The organism is Streptomyces sp. NPDC005566, assembly GCF_040605575.1.
Classification (GTDB): Bacteria; Actinomycetota; Actinomycetes; order Streptomycetales; family Streptomycetaceae; genus Streptomyces.
Window position 1 is genome coordinate 221,104 of sequence record NZ_JBEXDB010000013.1, and the last position, 17,732, is coordinate 238,835.

Annotated in this window: 13 protein-coding genes, 1 tRNA gene, 1 pseudogene and 1 riboswitch; of the genes and pseudogenes, 8 read left to right on the top strand and 7 right to left on the bottom strand. The window is 72.1% G+C overall.

What is annotated here, in order from left to right:
* The first annotated feature begins 284 nt into the window (after positions 1 to 284).
* Complete coding sequence (locus ABZS61_RS21965; protein WP_356423644.1) at positions 285 to 1,628, top strand: sugar ABC transporter substrate-binding protein; 1,344 nt, start codon at positions 285 to 287, stop codon at positions 1,626 to 1,628.
* A gap of 129 nt (positions 1,629 to 1,757) precedes the next feature.
* Positions 1,758 to 1,910: pseudogene (locus tag ABZS61_RS21970) on the top strand (NAD-dependent epimerase/dehydratase family protein); the annotation flags it as partial.
* A gap of 58 nt (positions 1,911 to 1,968) precedes the next feature.
* Here the strand turns inward: ABZS61_RS21970 and ABZS61_RS21975 are convergent.
* The 3 genes from ABZS61_RS21975 to ABZS61_RS21985 all read right to left on the bottom strand — a co-directional run bounded on the left by ABZS61_RS21975 (position 1,969) and on the right by ABZS61_RS21985 (position 4,082).
* Entirely contained in the window at positions 1,969 to 2,190 is a 222-nt protein-coding gene (locus ABZS61_RS21975; RefSeq protein WP_356423648.1) for a hypothetical protein, read from the bottom strand.
* Between the two features lie 132 nt (positions 2,191 to 2,322).
* Positions 2,323 to 2,490, bottom strand: a complete 168-nt coding sequence (locus tag ABZS61_RS21980) for a hypothetical protein (protein ID WP_356423651.1) — start codon at positions 2,488 to 2,490, stop codon at positions 2,323 to 2,325.
* A gap of 206 nt (positions 2,491 to 2,696) precedes the next feature.
* Positions 2,697 to 4,082 (bottom strand): FAD-binding oxidoreductase, encoded by a 1,386-nt coding sequence (locus tag ABZS61_RS21985; protein ID WP_356423654.1) that lies wholly within the window; start codon positions 4,080 to 4,082, stop codon positions 2,697 to 2,699.
* 321 nt (positions 4,083 to 4,403) lie between these two features.
* Here ABZS61_RS21985 and ABZS61_RS21990 point away from each other — a divergent pair.
* The 5 genes from ABZS61_RS21990 (at position 4,404) to ABZS61_RS22010 (ending at position 9,305) form a co-directional block, all read left to right on the top strand.
* Positions 4,404 to 4,477 (top strand) — tRNA-Met (locus tag ABZS61_RS21990).
* A 114-nt stretch (positions 4,478 to 4,591) separates the two neighbouring features.
* Positions 4,592 to 5,338 (top strand): MerR family transcriptional regulator, encoded by a 747-nt coding sequence (locus ABZS61_RS21995; RefSeq protein WP_356423657.1) that lies wholly within the window; start codon positions 4,592 to 4,594, stop codon positions 5,336 to 5,338.
* Positions 5,339 to 5,468: 130 nt separating this feature from the next.
* The gene (locus ABZS61_RS22000) at positions 5,469 to 6,626 is read left to right on the top strand and encodes a PP2C family protein-serine/threonine phosphatase (RefSeq protein WP_356423660.1); all 1,158 of its coding nucleotides are present in this window, start codon (positions 5,469 to 5,471) and stop codon (positions 6,624 to 6,626) included.
* 234 nt (positions 6,627 to 6,860) lie between these two features.
* Positions 6,861 to 7,013, top strand: a riboswitch (cyclic di-AMP (ydaO/yuaA leader).
* 11 nt (positions 7,014 to 7,024) lie between these two features.
* Positions 7,025 to 8,062 carry a M23 family metallopeptidase gene (locus ABZS61_RS22005; RefSeq protein WP_356423663.1) on the top strand — a complete coding sequence of 346 codons (1,038 nt, stop codon included), beginning with the start codon at positions 7,025 to 7,027 and terminating at the stop codon, positions 8,060 to 8,062.
* Positions 8,063 to 8,360: 298 nt separating this feature from the next.
* Complete coding sequence (locus ABZS61_RS22010; RefSeq protein ID WP_356423666.1) at positions 8,361 to 9,305, top strand: aldo/keto reductase; 945 nt, start codon at positions 8,361 to 8,363, stop codon at positions 9,303 to 9,305.
* A 12-nt stretch (positions 9,306 to 9,317) separates the two neighbouring features.
* Here the strand turns inward: ABZS61_RS22010 and ABZS61_RS22015 are convergent, their stop codons facing one another.
* From ABZS61_RS22015 to ABZS61_RS22030, 4 genes are all read right to left on the bottom strand, one after another.
* On the bottom strand, positions 9,318 to 10,814 hold the full coding sequence (locus ABZS61_RS22015; RefSeq protein ID WP_356423669.1) for a PrsW family intramembrane metalloprotease: 1,497 nt from the start codon (positions 10,812 to 10,814) through the stop codon (positions 9,318 to 9,320).
* Between the two features lie 158 nt (positions 10,815 to 10,972).
* Positions 10,973 to 11,800 carry a tRNA (guanosine(46)-N7)-methyltransferase TrmB gene (gene trmB / locus ABZS61_RS22020; RefSeq protein WP_356423672.1) on the bottom strand — a complete coding sequence of 276 codons (828 nt, stop codon included), beginning with the start codon at positions 11,798 to 11,800 and terminating at the stop codon, positions 10,973 to 10,975.
* Positions 11,793 to 13,049: an L-2-hydroxyglutarate oxidase gene (gene lhgO / locus ABZS61_RS22025; RefSeq protein ID WP_356423674.1), complete on the bottom strand. Its 1,257-nt coding sequence runs from the start codon at positions 13,047 to 13,049 to the stop codon at positions 11,793 to 11,795. The genes trmB and lhgO overlap by 8 nt, the downstream gene beginning before the upstream one ends.
* 132 nt (positions 13,050 to 13,181) lie before the next feature.
* Complete coding sequence (locus tag ABZS61_RS22030) at positions 13,182 to 14,675, bottom strand: sporulation protein (RefSeq protein WP_356423676.1); 1,494 nt, start codon at positions 14,673 to 14,675, stop codon at positions 13,182 to 13,184.
* A gap of 934 nt (positions 14,676 to 15,609) precedes the next feature.
* On the opposite strand from ABZS61_RS22030, the gene ABZS61_RS22035 reads away from it, so the two are divergent.
* Positions 15,610 to 17,721, top strand: a complete 2,112-nt coding sequence (locus tag ABZS61_RS22035) for an asparagine synthase-related protein (protein WP_356423678.1) — start codon at positions 15,610 to 15,612, stop codon at positions 17,719 to 17,721.
* Positions 17,722 to 17,732 lie beyond the last annotated feature (11 nt).

Genomic DNA, 17,732 nt, shown 5'->3' on the forward strand with positions numbered 1-17,732 from the left:
AGACGCGATACAAGAGATCTGAGATCCGCCATGCAGACAGGCCCGAGCCCTGCCCCCTCCCGCACCGGACGGCTGCGCCGCGAGCCGGCTCCGAAGGGCCCGGCCGGTTCGGGCAGACGGCCGCGGTCCTGCGCGGCGCGGACGTCGCCCGCCGTGCAGGGCTGACAGACCACCTCCGATTCCCCCGACGGCGCCCCGGGCGCGTCCCGTACGGCTCCGGCCCGCGGTGACCCGCCCGCCCCGGGGACCCCTGACCGTGAGCACTCAGAGAAGAGAGCCGACCCATGAGCAAGCACCGCAGCCGCCGCCTCGCCTCCGCGATCTCGCTGGCTTCCGCCCTGGCCCTGACCGCGACTGCCTGCGGTGACGACGGCAGCGGCATGGCCGGAGCGACGGGAAGCGAAGGCAAGGGCACCGGACACATCGTCTTCTGGGACGAGAACGGAGGGGTCCGTACGGCGGTCTGGAAGGAGATCATCGCCGACTTCGAGAAGGCCAACCCGGATGTCGATGTGGAGTACGTGGGCCTGGCCTCCACGGAGGCGCAGTCCAAGTACGACACCGCCATCCAGGGCGGCGGCCTGCCGGACGTCGGCGGTGTGGGGGCGGCGATGGTCGCCGGCATCGCCGCGCAGGACGCGCTCGAGCCGCTGGACGAGCGGTTCGGCAGGAGCAGCCTCAGCGGCAAGCTCAACGAGGCGATGATCGAGAACGTGAAGGCCGCCGGCGGCCGGGACGCCATGTACACGGTGCCGATCTCCGCCACCAACGGCGTCCTCTACTACCGCACCGACCTGTTCAAGAAGGCGGGCCTGGGCGAGCCCGGCACCTGGGACGAGTTCTACGAGGCCGCCGCGAAGTTGACGGACAGGAAGAAGAACGTCTTCGGGTACACGATCCGCGGCGGCCCCGGCTCCATCGCCCAGGCTCTGGACGCGATGTACGGGCAGTCCGGCATCGACTCCTTCTGGGACGCGGCCGGGGAGAAGACCACGGTCGACGACCCGGAGAACGTCGCGGCGCTGGAGAAGTACGTCGGCCTGTACAAGAAGGCCACTCCCGAGGCCGACCTCAACAACGACTTCACCAAGATGGTCGCCCAGTTCGACTCCGGCGACATCGGCATGCTCAACCACAACCTGGGCTCCTACCAGGACCACGTGAGCACGCTGGGCGCCGACAGGTTCCGCGGCATCCCGCAGCCCGAACTGGCCGACGGGACGCGGGTGATGGTCTCCAATCCGGTCTCCGGCCTGGGCCTGTTCAAGTCGTCCGGGAACAAGGCGGCGGCCTGGAAGTTCATCGAGTACGCCGCCTCCCACGCGGCGAACTCCAAGTTCAGCGAGTCGGCGGGCCTGATACCCGCCAACGAGGAAGCCGCCGGGGACGACTGGATCGACACGTCGGAGACCACGAAGCTCGGCGCCGAGGCGCTGTTCTCCGGCAGCACGAAGATCGTCCAGCTTCCGTACTACCTGCCCGACTGGAACACCCTGTCCAAGGCGGACAGTGAGCCGAACTTCCAGAAGGTGCTGCTCGGCAAGATGAGCGCCGAGGAGTTCCTGGGCTCCCTGGCCGAGCGGCTCAACGAGGCCCAGGCGGAGTGGAAGCAGCAGCAGGGCAGCTGACGCCCGGCAACCTGCCAACCGCACGGCGCCCCGCCACGAGCGTGAGCGGGGCGCCCGGCCGTTCAGGGTCGGACAGTACGTCGACGGCGGGACAGCTGTCCGAAGGTGAGCGCCTGCGAGGAAAGGCGGCGTGGCTACCTGCGGGCGCGGGGCAAGCGCCGGATGTCGGTGCCGGTCCGGATGCCCGGAAAGGCGGGCCGCGACTACCGTGCCGGCGAGAACCTGTCCCTCGAAGGCGCCGATACGGGCACGCGGACGTGGGAGGACTTCCTGGCGGAGCGCGTGGGCAGGTCCTGGGGTCTTTCGTTCTGGAGCAGGGAGCGGCGCGCGTGGGCAGGCCCTAGTCGAGGCCTTCCGCCCGCAACGCGTACATCAGGAGGAAGGTCCGGTAGGTGTCGGCGGACACGTCCAGGCAGATGTCGGGCCGGAGGGTGGCGGTCGACGTGTTGTCGAGGGCACGCTGACAGGCCGCTTCGGTCTCGGCTTCGGACGGGATGCTCGACAGGTACGCGGCGAGCAGGAGGGCCGCTCCGAGGGCGACGACGGCGATTCGGATGCGCATGGTCCTCCAACGACCATGCGGCCCGGCCGGTCACTCGGGCCCCTTGCGCACAGGGCCCTGCCGATCAGTCGGCCCTGTCGCTCACAGCGCCCCACTGTTCGTCCGGCGCCTCGGACCGCCCCGGCCCGTCGCTCACTCGGGTTCGTCGAGGAGCGGCGGCAGGTCGGGCTCGATGAACAGGCCGGCGTACTGCGGAGAGGGCAGGGGAGCAGCCGTGCCCGGGGCGGCGAGCTGCGCGCCCGTGTCCGCGGCCGTGCCGTTGGAGTGCCGCTGCGTCGTGCGTGCGGGCATGTCGGTCATGGAGTGTCCTGTACGTAGATGTGCGGTGAGAGCCCCGTGACCGAGCCGATGGTGTGATGCCGGACTGGTCCCGACCGGTACGACGACGAATGTGCCGCTTCCGGTGTCGCGCCGCTCCGGGGGCGGCCGGATCATCATGCGGTGCATGCAGACTGTAACCCTCGGAGCACGGCTTTCCCTCTGTATTGCCGTGGTCGGTGTGAGGGTCAGTGACCCGGGTTGGGCTCGATGTTCTGGTTTGCGTGGAAGAGATTGTGCGGGTCGTAGGCCTGCTTGACCTCGGCGAGCCTGTCGTAGTGGCCGCGGTAGGTGGCCCGGACCCGGTCGGGGGACTCGCCCGCGCCGATGAAGTTCACGTACGTGCCGCCCATGGAATGCGGGTGCAGCGCGTCCCAGTAGTCCACGGCCCACTGCCGCAGCGCCTCGGCGTTGTCCGGAGCGGGGTCGATGCCGGCGATGACACCCGACCACACGGCGTCGCGGTAGGCCCATGCGGTGTCGTCGGCCCCGACACGGCCCGCGGCCCCGTCGACGGGGTAGAGGTGCATGGTCGACAGGCCGGTGGGGAGTGCTTCCGCGTACCTGGCGTGTACGTCGACGGCGTCGTCCGTGATGCGGTCGAAGAAGGCGCCGCGCCAGTACCACTGGAGGCCCGCGGGGATCAGCTCGTCGAACAGGGTCTGCAGCGCCGGGTAGGGCATCGGCGCCGTGAAGTGGAAGGCGGGCGTCCCCGGTTCGTTCACGACCGCGAGGGTGTCGCCCAGGGCGTCGGGGTCCGCCGTCGAGGACCAGACGACGCCGCACACCTTCTGTCCGTGGAGCTCCTCCGGGAACGGGGGCGCGGGCGGGACGGTCATCGACGCGAAGAAACCGTAGAGGTCGTCGGGCGCCTGCGGCAGGAACTCGCGGTACCACCGCATGACGTCGGGGAGGAGGTCCAGCGGCCACACGGTGATGCCGGCCCCCACGGTGTCCACGGGGTGCAGCTCGAAGTCGAACGACGTCACGATGCCGAAGTTCCCGCCGCCGCCGCGCAGCGCCCAGAACAGGTCGGCGTTCTCGCTCGCGTTCGTCGTGACGAAGCCGCCGTCGGCCAGGACGACGTCGGCGGACACCAGATTGTCCGCGGTGAGGCCGTACTTGCGGGTGAGGTAGCCGTGTCCGCCGCCGAGGGTGAGGCCCCCGACTCCCGTCGTGGACATGATGCCCGCCGGGGTTCCGAGGCCGAACGCGTGGGCGGCGTGGTCGAGGTCGCCCAGTTTCGCCCCGCCGTCGACCTGCGCGGTCTGGGTGGCGGGGTCGACGCGTACGCCGCGCATCGGCGACAGGTCGATCGTGACGGCGTCGTCGGCGAGGCAGAGACCGGGGCCGCTGTGTCCGCCGCCCAGCACTGCCACATCGAGGCCGTGCGTGCGTACGAAGTCGACGGCTGCCATGACGTCCGCCGTGTCGTGGCACCGGACCACGGCGGCCGGTCTCCGGTCGATCATGGCGTTGTAGATCGTGCGGGCCCGTGTGTACTCCGGGTCGTCCGGGCCGATGACCGGGCCGCGCAGTTCGGTCCGCATCGTTTCGAGTGTGGTGCCGTCCATGACCGTCTCCTTGTCGAAGCGTGTGCCGCACCCGCCCGGTCTGCCTGTGCAGGGCCTTCGGTGCGGGTTCGCGCCGGCGCTCCGGCAGCCTCGGTCGCAAGCGGAAGCGGACACCGCAGGACTGATGGATCCAGCGTCCCGCCGCTGGCGGAGCCGCGCATTCCGGCCTGCCCGCGGCCACGGGGGCATACGCACCGTGCCGCAGATCCTCCGGGCGCCCGGACACTCCGTCGTCCGGGCGGCACCGGGCCCGGTGCCGGGGTCGCGGCGACAAGTGGTCGGAACCCCGTCGCGGATGGCGTAGTGTTGCACTCACAACGACGCGGGGTGGAGCAGCTCGGTAGCTCGCTGGGCTCATAACCCAGAGGTCGCAGGTTCAAATCCTGTCCCCGCTACTGAACGACAGAGGCCCGGATCCTTTCGAGGATCCGGGCCTCTGTCGTATGCCTCCGTACGCCACGGTTGCCGTGCTTGACCTTGACGCAACGTAAAGATCTAGCGTTCTCGGCATGGAGTGGTCCATCCAGGAAATCGCCAGGAAAGCCGGCACCACGAGCCGAACGCTCCGGCACTACGGAGATCTCGGTCTCCTCGTGCCGAGCCGGATCGGGTCCAACGGCTACCGCTACTACGACCAGGACGCCCTCGTCCGGCTGCAGCGCATCCTGCTGTTGCGGGAACTGGGCCTTTCGCTGCCCGCCATCAAGGACGTACTCGAGGGGCAGCGGGACACGTCGGTGGCGCTCCGGGCGCATCTGCGCCTGCTGGAGCAGGAGCGGGAGCGCATCGGGCGGCAGATCGCCTCGGTGCGGACCACTCTCCACAAGACCGAGGAGGGAAGAGAGCTCATGGCCGAGGAAGTGTTCGACGGCTTTGATCACACGGTGTACGAGCAGGAGGTCACCGAGCGCTGGGGCCGGGACGCGTACGAGAAGGGCGACCGGTGGTGGCGCTCGCTGAGCCGGGCGGAGCGCGACAGCTTCCAGGCCGCGCACGAGGCCATCGCCCGTGACTACGGGCAGGCCAGGGCGGCGGGCATGGACCCGGCCGACGAGCCGGTGCAGGACATCGCGCGGCGGCACTGCGCGTGGCTGTCGGTGACCACGACGGCCACCCGGTCGTACGTGATCGGCCTGGGGGAGATGTACGTCGCCGATCCCCGCTTCGGGAAGAACTACGATCGGTACGGAGACGGCACCGCCGTCTTCGTACGGGATGCACTGACGATCTACGCGCAGCGCAGGCTCTCCGACTGACCATCGGGGCGCGGCGCTCGGCGCTCCTCCCTTTGGCCGACGACGAGTCGCCTCACGGCGCGGCTCCGGCCAGCCTGGGTGGAGCGCGGTACCGTCCGCAGCCGTGGGCGGACCGGGCAGGAGTGCACAGGTGGGGAAGCGGGAGAGGCGGCGCGGCGGAGCTGCTGGAGGTGCCCGCACGCGGCGGTTCGTACGTCTGCTGCCCGCTCTGATGATCGCGGCCGGGCTGGTCTTCGACCTCGCTACGCCGCCCGAGGTCAGTGCCGTCCCCCTGTTCGCGGCGGCCCCGCTGATCGCCGCACCGTTCTTCTCGCTGGCGAGCACGATCCGTACGGCTGTGGCCGCGATCCTGACGGTCCTGGCCATCCGGTTGTACGACGACACCATCTCGGACGTCGCCCCGGTCACCGAGCTGATCACCCTGGTCACCGTTTCCGCGCTCGCCGTCGTCATCAACGGCGTCGTCCGGCGCAGCAACGAGCAGCTGGCCTCCGCCCGGGTCATCGCGGAGACCGCGATGCGCGCGGTGCTCCCGACACCGGAGGACCGGATCGGCGGGCTGCTGGTTGCGGCGCGGTACGAGGCGGCGCAGGCGGACGAGTTCGTCGGCGGTGACCTGTTCGCCGTCGCGGACACCCCGCACGGGGTGCGGCTGGTCGTCGGGGACGTACGGGGCAAGGGGCTGGCCGCCGTGGAGGCGGTGGCCGTGGTGATCGGGGCGTTCCGGGAGGCCGCCGAGCAGGAGCTGTCGCTGGAGGGCGTGGCGCAGCGGCTGGAGCGGGCGCTGGCGCGGGAGGGGACACGGCGCGGCGGGCTCGACTCCATGGAGGGGTTCGTCACCGCCGTGCTCGCCGAGATCCCGGTGGGTTCGGGCAGGCTGCGGATCGTCAACCGCGGCCACCCCGAGCCGATCCTGCTGCACACGGACGGGGCGCTCGAGGTGCTGGCGCCGACCGCGCCCGCGCTGCCGATCGGGATGGACCTGGGGGTGTGGCCGGACCGGTCGGACGAGTGGGAGCTGCCTGCCGGGGCGACGCTCCTGGTGTTCACGGACGGCCTCTCCGAAGCGCGGGACGCGGACGGGGTCTTCTACGACCCGGCGGCCCGGCTGCGCGGCCGGATCTTCCCGGGGCCCGACGAACTGCTCTCGGCGCTCACCGACGACGTGCGGCTCCACACGGGGGGCCATGCCGTGGACGACATGGCGCTGCTCGCGGTCGGCCGGCCCGCCCGGGGGCAGCCGGAGCGGCGGACGACTGTGAAGATCGTGGGGCGAGGCGATGGATGAGCGGTTGCCACGGTGTGTAGTCGAAGGACGCCGCTCCGCATAACATGTGATGCAACGTCAGAAACTGATGCCCCGGCGGGGAATACTCAACTCGCCCGTTTCGGACCGTTAATTCCATGAAAGTCCACGTCAAAGCCGTGAATGATCAACGGGAACAGCTTGGAATCGGGCCCGTGTGTCTATTAACGTTCGATAACGCAGCGCGGTTGTCCCAGTCGTCGCAAGAGGCGGCACCGTGCGCGAGCGCCGAATTCCGCAAGGAAACCGGGGAACCACCTACATGGGGTGAATCGGACACCTGTGTCTCGTGAGAGGCAGAGGGGCCCGTAGGAGACCTTCCTGCTCCGAACCCGTCAGCTAACCCGGTAGGCGAGAAGGAAGGAAAGGAGTGCGCCCACGTGGCGTCCAATCAGCCTGCCCCCGAGGCCCCGTCACCCTTCAGGTCCGACAGCTTCGGTGACGAGGGCAGGACATGGGAGGAATGGAACCCCACCGAGGAGTCCATCCGTCCCGTACGCGGCAGGCACCGCGTAGCCAAGCAGCGTGGCCTCGCCCGTAGCTCCACCGTCCTCGGTGTCGGCGTCATCGCGGCCGTCGGCGCGGGTGGCATGGCCACTGCGCAGAGCAAGCCGCCGGTCTCCATTTCCCTTCCCGATTCCATCGCGGACAATCTCCCCGACGCCAAGTCCCTGCCCGGCGTGAGCGCGTTCATGTCGGACGACTCCGCGGACAACGGCACCGTCGCCACGGCCTCCCCGCTCACCACCGCCGGCATCACGGCCGCCGAGGCCGAGCAGGGCACGAGCAACGCCGGTGAGGCGCTGCGCGCCCGCATCCTCCAGCAGGCCGAGCAGCAGCAGGCCGGAGCCGAGGCCGAGGCCAAGGCCGCGGAGGAGAAGGCGGCAGCCGAGGAGGCGGCCGCCAAGGCCGCGAAGCAGCAGAGCGACGCCGAGGCGAAGGCCGCCGCCGAGAAGAAGGCTGCGGAGATCGCGGCGAAGAAGAAGGCCGAGGCCGAGCGCCTCGCCAAGCTCGCCGCCAGCTACGCCCTCCCGACCTCCTCGTACACGATCACCTCGACCTTCGGCCAGGCCGGTTCGATGTGGTCCTCCGGCTACCACACCGGTCTCGACTTCGCGGCGCCTACGGGCACCCCGATCAAGGCTGTGCACAGCGGCACGGTGAAGTCGGCGGGCTGGTCGGGTTCGTACGGGTACCACACCGTCATCGAGCTGGACGACGGTACGGAGATCTCGTACAGCCACCAGTCCTCGATGGACGTCACCGCCGGCCAGCGGGTCACCACCGGTGAGACCATCGGCCGCGTGGGCGCCACCGGCAATGTGACCGGCCCTCACCTCCACCTGGAGGTCCACACCGCGGACGGCTCGGGCATCGACCCGATGAGCTGGCTGCGCAGCAAGGGCCTCTCCATCTGAGTACTCCCGGTCCGAGGGCTCCGCGGCGCTTCCGCCGAGCCCTCGCCGGTTCTCCGTGCTGCTCGGAGGTGCTTCCGTCGGGCCTTCCCCGGTTCTCCGCCGAGCGTTCGCGCGGGCGGGCGGCTTCCCCGGTTCTCCGCCGAGCGTTCGCGCGGGCGGACGGGTCAGCTGAACCCCGGCGGACGGCCCACCTGAACTCCGGCGGCCCTGGCGCACCCCCCCGACGTCAGGGCTGCCGGTCTGCCCGTGGTCCGCATCCATCGGAATAGTCGCCTGAGCGGACTGGTTTGTTCCAGGTATGACTTCACTCCGCACACTCGGTTCCTCGAGCCTCCAGGTCTTCCCGCTCGCACTGGGCGGCAACGTCTTCGGCTGGACGGCCGATGAGGACGGGTCCTTCGCCGTCCTGGACGCGTACGCCGCGGCCGGCGGCAACTTCATCGACACGGCCGACTCGTACTCCGCCTGGGCCCCGGGCAACGAAGGCGGCGAGTCGGAGACGCTCGTCGGCAAGTGGCTCGCGTCGCGCTCCAACCGCTCCGACATCGTCGTCGCCACGAAGGTCGGCGCCCACCCCGAGTTCAAGGGGCTCGCCGGCGCGACCATCAAGGGCGCCGCCGAGGCCTCGCTGCGCCGGCTCGGCACCGACCACATCGACCTCTACTACACGCACTTCGACGACGAGACCGTCCCCGTGGAGGAGATCATCACCGCGCTCGACCAGCTGGTGAAGGAGGGCAAGGTGCGTGAGATCGCCGCTTCCAACATCAGCCCCGAGCGGCTCCGGGCCTCCCTGGAGTTCTCCGAGCGCGAGGGCCTCGCCCGCTACGTCGCGCTGCAGCCGCACTACAACCTCGTCTCGCGCGACACCTACGAGGGCGAGCTCCAGGACACGGCGGCGAAGGCGGGCCTCGCCGCCGTCCCGTACTTCGCACTGGCCTCGGGCTTCCTCACCGGCAAGTACCGGCCCGGCACAGCGGTCGACAGCGCGCGGGCCGACGGCGCGGCCAGGCACCTGGAGTCGGAACGCGGCCGCAAGGTGCTCGCGGCGCTCGACAGGGCGGCCCAGGAGCACGACGCGGAGATCGCCACGGTCGCGCTGGCCTGGCTTGCCGCCCGGCCGACCGTCGCCGCGCCGATCGCGTCCGCCCGCACGGTCGGGCAGGTGCCCGCATTGGTGGCGGTGGCAGACCTGCGGCTGACCGACGAGGACCTCGCGGACCTCACCGAAGCATCCGCCTGACACCTCGCCCGGTTACGCGGGGGGTGGCCGGCCGTTCTGCTGGTGACCGTCGTGCAGATACGGGTTGTACCCGCCGTAGTGCCGGTGGGGTGCGGGGAGCTGCTGCGGATACGGGGCGGGCCGCTGCTGGTACGGGTCCGGCTGCGGGAACCTGCGGGGGGACGGAACCGCGGCCGGGCCCATGGACGCCGCGCCGCGCAGGGCCCGGTACCGGCCCGTCGCGTGGGCCGCGTACGTCAGGGCAGGGCCGGCGACCTCCCGGCGCTGCCACAGGTGGTGCAGCAGCTCCTGCTCGCGCTCGGCGAAGTCCGGGCCGGGTGTGTCGCGGCGGGCTCTCCGGCGCAGCACCGCCAGGGAGGTCGCGAACGCCTCGTACTCCGCGACCTCCTGTGCCGCTGCCTTGCCCCGGGCCCGGTCGGAGGTTCCGTGCCAGTGCCGTGCCATGTCGCGGGCCATGCCCCTGGCCCGCATCGAGGCGAGTGCCAGGGGTTCGGCGGGCGTCAGCCAGCCGGCCGCCGCGTAGACGGGCAGCTCGGTGGCCAGGGTGCGCAGTTCGTGTTGGCGCGTCCAGACGGCCAGCCAGGTCACCAGGCCGAAGGCCGGCATCATGAACACCCCGTACACCGCGTAGAAGCCGTACGGGCCGAAGGCCGACGAGCCGTTCCACAGGGCGTGCATCCCCATGGCGAGGAGCAGGCCGAGGACCGGCAGCAGGATCCGGCGCACCCGGTGGCGCCGCCCGGCCACTGCCGCGATCCCGAAGCCGATGCCGGTGAGCACGGTGAACAGGGGGTGCGCGAACGGCGACATGACCACCCGTACGAAGAAGGTCCCTGCCGTCACCGACGCGAGGCCCGTGGTGCCCAGCTGCTGGTCCTCGCCGAAGGCGTTGCCCAGGTAGAGGATGTTCTCGGTGAAGGCGAAGCCGGTCGCGGTGAATCCGCCGACCACGATGCCGTCCACGACGCCGCTGAACTCCCGTCTGCGGAACAGGAATATCAGCAGGACGGCGGCGGCCTTGGCGCTCTCCTCGACGACCGGGGCGATCACCGTGGCCCCCAGGGTGTCGGCGCTCGCCGGGTCGGCGGTGGCCGTGGCGATCCACCGGGTAGCGAACGTGTTCGCGATGATCGCCACCAGCGCGGCGGCGCACGCTCCCCAGGCGAAGGCGAACAGCAGATTGCGCCAGGGGCCCGGCTCGACCCGGTCGAGCCAGCGGAACGCCGCCATCAGCAGCGGTACGGGCAGAACGGCCAGCCCCAGCCCGACCAGGAAACCCTCGGTGCCGGTCTGTTCGCGGACCATGGACAGGATCAGCAGGCCGCACAGAGCGAGCACGACGATCACCGCACCGGCGCGGAAGGCCTTGCTGCGCCACACCATGCCGACGCGGCGCGGCCGGTAGCGCCACTGGCCGCGCTCCGGGACGGCGCCCAGGAACTCGTCGAGCCGCTGCTCCTCGAGAACCGGGACGGCCGGCTGCTGGTGCTGCTCGTACCCCTCGGACACCCGATGACCCTAACGAGAGGGACTGACACCTGGCCATGGTGCACAGCGCGCGCCACCGTTCCGTGGCTGATCAGCGACCCCCGGAGGCCGGCGGGCCGGCCGTCGGCGACCGGCGCCGACCGGGGGCGGCCGGGGAGCACGTCAGTACGCGCACCGGCTCAGCGGCGGGTGAACAGAACGTCCTGCACGACGTGCCCCTTGTCCAGGCCCTGCCCCTCGAAGCGGGTCAGTGGCCGGAACGGGGGGCGGGGTGCGTAGCCGCCGTCCGCCTGTGTGTTCTCGAACAGGGGGTGCGCCGTCAGCACGTCGAGCATCTGCTCGGCGTACGGCTCCCAGTCCGTCGCGCAGTGGATCACCGCTCCCGGCTTCGTCCGCTGCGCCACCAGGTCGAGGAACTCGGGCTGGATCAGCCGGCGCTTGTGGTGCCGCTTCTTGGGCCAGGGGTCGGGGAAGTACACGCGGAGCCCGTCGAGCGCCTGCGGCTCCAGCATCTCGCGCAGCAGGATGATCGCGTCACCGTTGGCGACGCGGATGTTGGACAGCCCTGCCCGGTCTGCGAGACCGAGGAGATTGCCCTGGCCCGGGGTGTGCACATCGACGGCCAGGATGCCGGTGCCGGGGTCGTCGGCCGCCATCTGCGCGGTGGCCTCGCCCATGCCGAAGCCGATCTCCAGGACCACCGGGAGGCCGTCGAACAGCTCGGGCAGATCGAGGACGCGGAGGCCGTCGATGTCCAGGCCCCACTTCGGCCACAGCCGTTGGAGGGCGTCCTCCTGGCCGGCGGTGACCCTGCTGCGGCGCGGCTGGAAGCTGCGGATCCGGCGCTCGTGGTGGGATCCTGCCGGGTCGGCAGCGGGTCCGCCGGGGAAGCGGGGCTCCTGACGGAGTCTGCGCTGCCGCTCGAAGGATGCTGCGCGCCGGGCCTCGGCATCCGCGTCCGCGGGGGTGCCGGGCGTCTTGGGGGTGGGGTTCACAGGCTCAGACACAATGACCGGATTCTACGGCGGGCGGCTTCCACCCCGTCGCGCGTGCCCGCAGCAGGGCCCGTCGCGCCACCTCCCTCCCGATGGGCAGGGAAGCCGTGGCGGCGGGCGACGGCGCGTTCAGTACGTGCACGGTGTGCGGTGCCTCGCGGATCAGGAAGTCGTCCACGAGCGTGCCGTCCCGCAGCACCGCCTGCGCCCTGACTCCGGCCGGGGACGGCCGCAGGTCGTCCTCCGTCACCTCGGGCAGCAGTCGCTGGACGGCCCGGGTGAACGCCTTCCTCGACAGGGATCTGTGCACCTCGCCCGCCCCGTACCTCCAGTGGCGCCGGGCGATTCGCCAGGAACCCGGCCAGCTCAGGGTGGACGCCAGCTCACGGGGGCGGACGACGGGCCAGCCGTATCCCTCGCGGGCCAGCGCCGGCACCGCGTTCGGTCCGACGTGGACCGTGCCGTCGGCGCCCCGGGTCAGATGGACCCCGAGGAACGGGAACGCCGGGTCCGGCACGGGGTAGACCAGGCCGCGCACCAGCTCCGGCCTCGCCAGCTCGTAGTACTCCCCGCGGAACGGCACGATCCGCACCCCGGGGTCGTCGCCCGCGAGCCGTGCCACCCGGTCGCTGTGCAGCCCCGCGCAGTTGACCAGCACCCGGGCGCGGACCACCTGCCCGTCGGCCGTCCGTACGGCGACACCCCAGGGGCGCCGGTCGACGGCGACGACCTCCGCGCCGAACCGGACCTGCCCGCCCGCCCCGCCCACCTCGGCCGCGAGACGTGCGGCCACCGCCCCGAAGTCGCACACCCCGGTCGTGCCGACCCGGATCGCCGCGAGCCCGCGGACCTGCGGCTCGTACTCCGCGATCTGGGCGGGGCCGAGCTCCCGGACCGGCAGCCCGTGCTCCCGCCCCCGCTGGACCAGGCCGTGCAGGCGGGGCAGCTCGCCGCTGTCGGTCGCGACGATCAGCTTGCCGGTCACGGCGTGCGCGATGCCGTGACGCGCACAGAAGTCGACCATCTCCGCGGCGCCGCGCACGGCGTAGCGCGCCTTGAGGGATCCAGGGGGGTAGTAGATGCCGCTGTGGATCACCCCGCTGTTGCGCCCCGTCTGATGGCGGGCGGGCCCCCACTCCTTCTCCAGCACGGTGACCCGGGTGCCGGGCGCGGTGCGCGTGAGCGCGTACGCGGTCGACAGACCGACGATCCCGCCGCCGATCACCAGCACATCGCAGTCGTACGCCGCGTGCGTCATCACGCCACCTCCCACCCCGATAGTGCACTGACCCACTGACAACGGGCTCAAACCAGGGGAGGCGGGGGCGTGGCGAGTCGTGGTCCCGCAGCCGTCCCCCCGGGCCGGGCATACCGGGGCGTTACGGCGTTCCGCCTACGCCCGGGCCACCAGAAGCGGCCGGGCCCGTTCCCGGAGCTCGGCCACACGGGGCTCGTCCCCGTACGGTTCGAGGCGGTGCAGCAGATCGCGTACGTACTCCGTGGTGCGCGCCGAGGAGATGCGCCCGGCCACCTCGACCGCCCGTGTCCCGGCCGCGCACGCCGCGTCCAGGTTGCCCGACTCCAGCTCCGCGACCGCCGACACGACGAGCCGCAGCCCGTGGGAGCGGACGAACTCCTCCGTCGGCCTGGACAGGGCCTGCTCCGTGAAGCGCCGCACCTGCCGCGGGGCCTTCAGGTCGCGGTAGCACTCGGCGGCGTCGGCGGCGAACCTGTCGTACGAGTAGAAACCGAGCCACGACGGGTCGGCGTCGCCGGCCCGGGAACGCTCCAGCCAGCTCTCCGCCGCCTTGAGCGCGGCCCCCGCGGCCGGTGCGTCGCCCGCCTTCGCATGGGCGCGGGCCTCCACGAGGCGGAAGAAGCTCATGGTCCGCGCGGTGGCGAGACCCCGGTTGCGCTCGACCGCCGCCTGCGCCAGGTCGACGCCCTCGTCGGCGAAGCCGCGGTAGGTGGCCTGCAGGGACATCGACGCCAGCACGTATCCGCCCAGCGGTACGTCGGCGGCGGCCCGGGCGAGCCGCAGTGCCTGGATGTAGTAGCGCTGCGCGGCCTCCTGCTGGCCGGTGTCGAACGCCATCCACCCGGCGAGCCGGGTCAGTTCGGCCGAGGCGCCGAAGAGGGCCCGGCCCACCTCGTCGCTGTACGAGCCGAGGAGCAGAGGTGCGGCGTCGACCCGTAAGCACTCCGGGACCATGGAGGAACGCCAGTCCCCTCCGCCGTACTTGGAGTCCCAGCGGCGGGCGTCCTGGGCGGCCTCGCGCAGCTTGGCCACGTCGCTGTGGCCGACGCGCAGGGGCGACACGTCGGACGACGTGTCCGGACCCGGCTGGGCGGGCACGCCGCCCTGCGCCCCGGGTGCGCCCGGTGCGCCGAGGATCGCGGCCTCGGCCGCCGACGGGTCCCGTGCGACCGATGGATCGGCGGGGGTTATCAGCCATCGGGACGCGGGCGTCGCGTACGCGCTCACGGCGAAGGAACCCGCCAGCGACTGCCAGATCCCGCCGCCCCTGCGCCCGGCCGGATCCAGCCGGTACAGATCCGTCGCCGACCGCACCGCCTCGCCGACATCGCGCGGGAACGCCAGACCGACCTCCGGCGCCGGGTCGGCGTCCGCGAGCCCGATCTCGTGCAGCGGCACCGGGCGGCCGAGTTTGGCCCCTATCGCCGCCGCGATGAGATGGGGCGCGGCACCCTGCGGCACCATTCCCTTGGCGACCCAGCGGGCCACCGAGGTCTTGTCGTAGCGAAGAGTCAGACCGCGCTGCGCTCCGAGGTCGTTGACCCGCCGGGCGAGCCCGGCGTTACTGATTCCCGCGAGGGCGAGAACCGTGCCGAGCTTCTCGTTCGGCCCGCGTTGCTCCCTGGACATGCGCCACCCCTCGACACACAGACGGCAGCCGCGTCACCGTGAGGCGCGCGGCATTCGTACCGTGTTCTCCCCAGGTACGGTCCCGGGCACTCCGGCCGCACACGCATTTGGCCGAGCCCCGTGGAATATGCCGCCCTGCCGAGAACATCAGTAAACCCAGCGTAGTTCGCCGCATCCCTACCGTTAAGGGGCAGACGTCCGTATGGCGGGAATGTTGTGCGTGCGGGCGGACTGTGCGGTCCTTGTCCGTCCCGGGCGCCGGATGCGCGCCCGGGACGGGAAGGTGCGCCGCACCGGGCCGCGGGGCGGCGGTGGAGGTGTCCGCCGTGCTCCTGGTGTGTGGCCGTGCGCCCGGCCGTGCGCTCTGGTCCGGCCGGTACGGGAGCGCTTCCATTGGTGCTGCGTGGGTCGGCCCGCTGCACTGGACTCAGCGGGCTGGGGGAGACCGCCGCCCCAATCCCCGCGGGCGGCGAACCGGTCCGGGAGGTGGCGAACACCTCCCGGACTGTGTGTTGAACGGCAGCCGGTGGGGGGCAGGACAGGTCGGCCGGCGCACCGGGGGGATGCGCCGGCCGATGTGGTCCAGGACCGTTCGTGGAGCCCCCGGAGGCGAAACGCGCGGTTGCATCGCGATCAGAGAATGGCCGAATAGCGCCGGTCGGGCGACGCGTTGGGGAACGGTCCGGCTATGGCCGGATCCCGCCTGTTCCGTGCAGCGGCCGGGGCACGGCAGGTGTCCGGGGCCGGACACCACAACTCCCTGAAGCACCAGTTCGGTTGTCGCGGGCTTCGCCGGGCCTTTGCCAGGGGCGCATGCGCATCCGGTGTGCGCTGCCCGTACCCCCTCCCGGGCGCCTCCGTCGTGGCAGCATGTCCCGCAGCGGCGTGCGCGTGTCCTGGTACGCCGGTTCGTCCACAGCCTGTGGAGGCGGCGATGCGTTGGTTGGTGGGGTGGAGCAGTATCGCCGCGAGCTTCGGCACCGTAGGTGCCGTCGGCAACCACGGCGAGGGACGCACCGTCCACCCCGTGGGCTCCCAACTCCTGTGGGGCGACCCGGATCCGCTTTGGGCCGTCGGCGACTGGCGCCCGGACGAGATCCGCATCATCAAGGTCGCGACCCAGGAGGGCGCGCCCACCACCCGGCTCGCGGTCCTCGGCTGCTGCGGGGCCACCGACGAACAGCTCCGCGTCGGACTGCTCGCCGCCCGCGGCGGGGCGCTGCGCCATCTCACCGCCTGGCCCGGCAGCTACACGGCCGTCGTCCAGATCGGCCGCCGCATCACCGTCGCCGGCGACATCGCCGGAGCCCGCCCCGTCTTCCACACGCCCTGGGCCAACGGAACCGCGTACGCCACCGCCGCCCTTCCGCTGGCCGACCTCATCGAAGCCCAACTGGACATCGGTCACCTGGCCGCGCTGCTCGCCTGCCCGGAGACACCGGAAGCCCTGGGCAACGGCACGCCGTACGCCGGAGTGAAGCGCATCCCGCCGGGCCACGCGCTCATCCTCCGCGAGGGCTCCCGCGAGATCACGGGATACGAAGCGGTGGCGTCCCTCGCCGTGGCGGCGCCCCAGGTCGACCCGGTCAGCGCCGTCGAGGGCGTACGGGACGCGCTCGTCGAAGCCGTACGCGCCCGGCTGACCGCCCCACGCCACGCCCCGGAGACCCTGCCGCCCGACCCCGGACCCGTCCCCGGCATGGGGCCCGCCGAACGCCGGGCCGCCCGCGGGGCGCCCGTACCCGGCATCGGCTCCGACCTCTCCGGAGGCAGCGCCTCCGCCACCCTCGCCCTGCTGGCCGCCGGACTCCCCGGGCTGCCCGGCACCGTCCTCGGCCACGGCACCGGGGCCGGCGAGCGCCTGCTCGCGGTCACGTTCAACGACCTCTCCACCAAGGGCCGCGAGGACGAACTGGAACGCGCCCGCGTCATCGCCGCCAACCCCCGCCTGCACCACGTGGTCGTTGCGGCCGGCGAAGAGGCCCTGCCCTACGCGGCGCTGGAGAACGGCCCGCTCACCGACGAACCCGCCCCCTCACTCGTCGTCGCCGAGCGCCACCGCCGCCGCCTGTCCGCGGGCAGCGCCGACCACTTCGTCGGCCATGGCGCCCGGCAGGTACTCGACGCCCACCCCGCCCGCCTGGCCGACCTGCTCATGGACCGGCGCAGACGCCACCTGCTGCGCCCCGTCACCGCCCTCGCCAAGGCCGAAGGGCCCTCCGCGCACTCCCTGCTCGTCCCGCTGGCCGTCTACCGCGCTGCCCGTCGGCTCGCCCGCACCTCGTACCGCACCGGCCTCGAAACAGCAGCTGGCCTGCTGCCCGACGCCAACCGCTACGCGCCCGACCTCGACACCCCGGCAGAGGCATCCCTCGCCTCCCTCGCCTGGTCCCGTCCGGGCCCGGCCGCACGCTGGCTCACCGGGGAGGCGCTCGCGGAGGTAGCGGTCCGGCTGCAGGAGGCGGCGATCCGGCCGACATCGGTGCAGCGCCCGGGAGAGGCCCGCGCCCGCGCGGCACTGGCCCGGCACGCGGCCGACCACCGCATCCTGGAACAGGTCGCGGAGATCCGCAGCCAGCGGCTGCACGCCCCGTTCCTCGACAACCAGGTCGTACGGGCGGCCAGGGCGCTCCCCGAATCGCTGCGCGTGCAGCCGGGAGCCCGGGCCGCGATCCTGCGCAGGGTGCTCGCGGGCGCGGGCATCCACGACCTGCCGCCCGGCTGGGGCACCCCCTCCCAGGCCACGTCGGCCGCGGCGGGCCGCCTCGGCCTGCGCGCCGCTCTCCCGGAGCTGATCGCGCTCTTCGACGCGCCCCTGCTCGCCGACGCGGGCCTGATCGAGGCCCGCGTCGTCCGCAAGGCGCTGCGCGCGGCGTCCGAAGGCGAACCGCTTCCCCTGGACGGCCTGGCCGACCTCGCTTCCACGGAACTCTGGCTCCGCCGCCTGGTCACCCGCCGGGGCACGTGCTGGACGGGCACGGCGGCCCCGCGCCAACGGGCAGTCGCCGGCGGTGTGGTCCCGTCCCGCAAGACACTCCAGCCGTAGACACTCCAGCC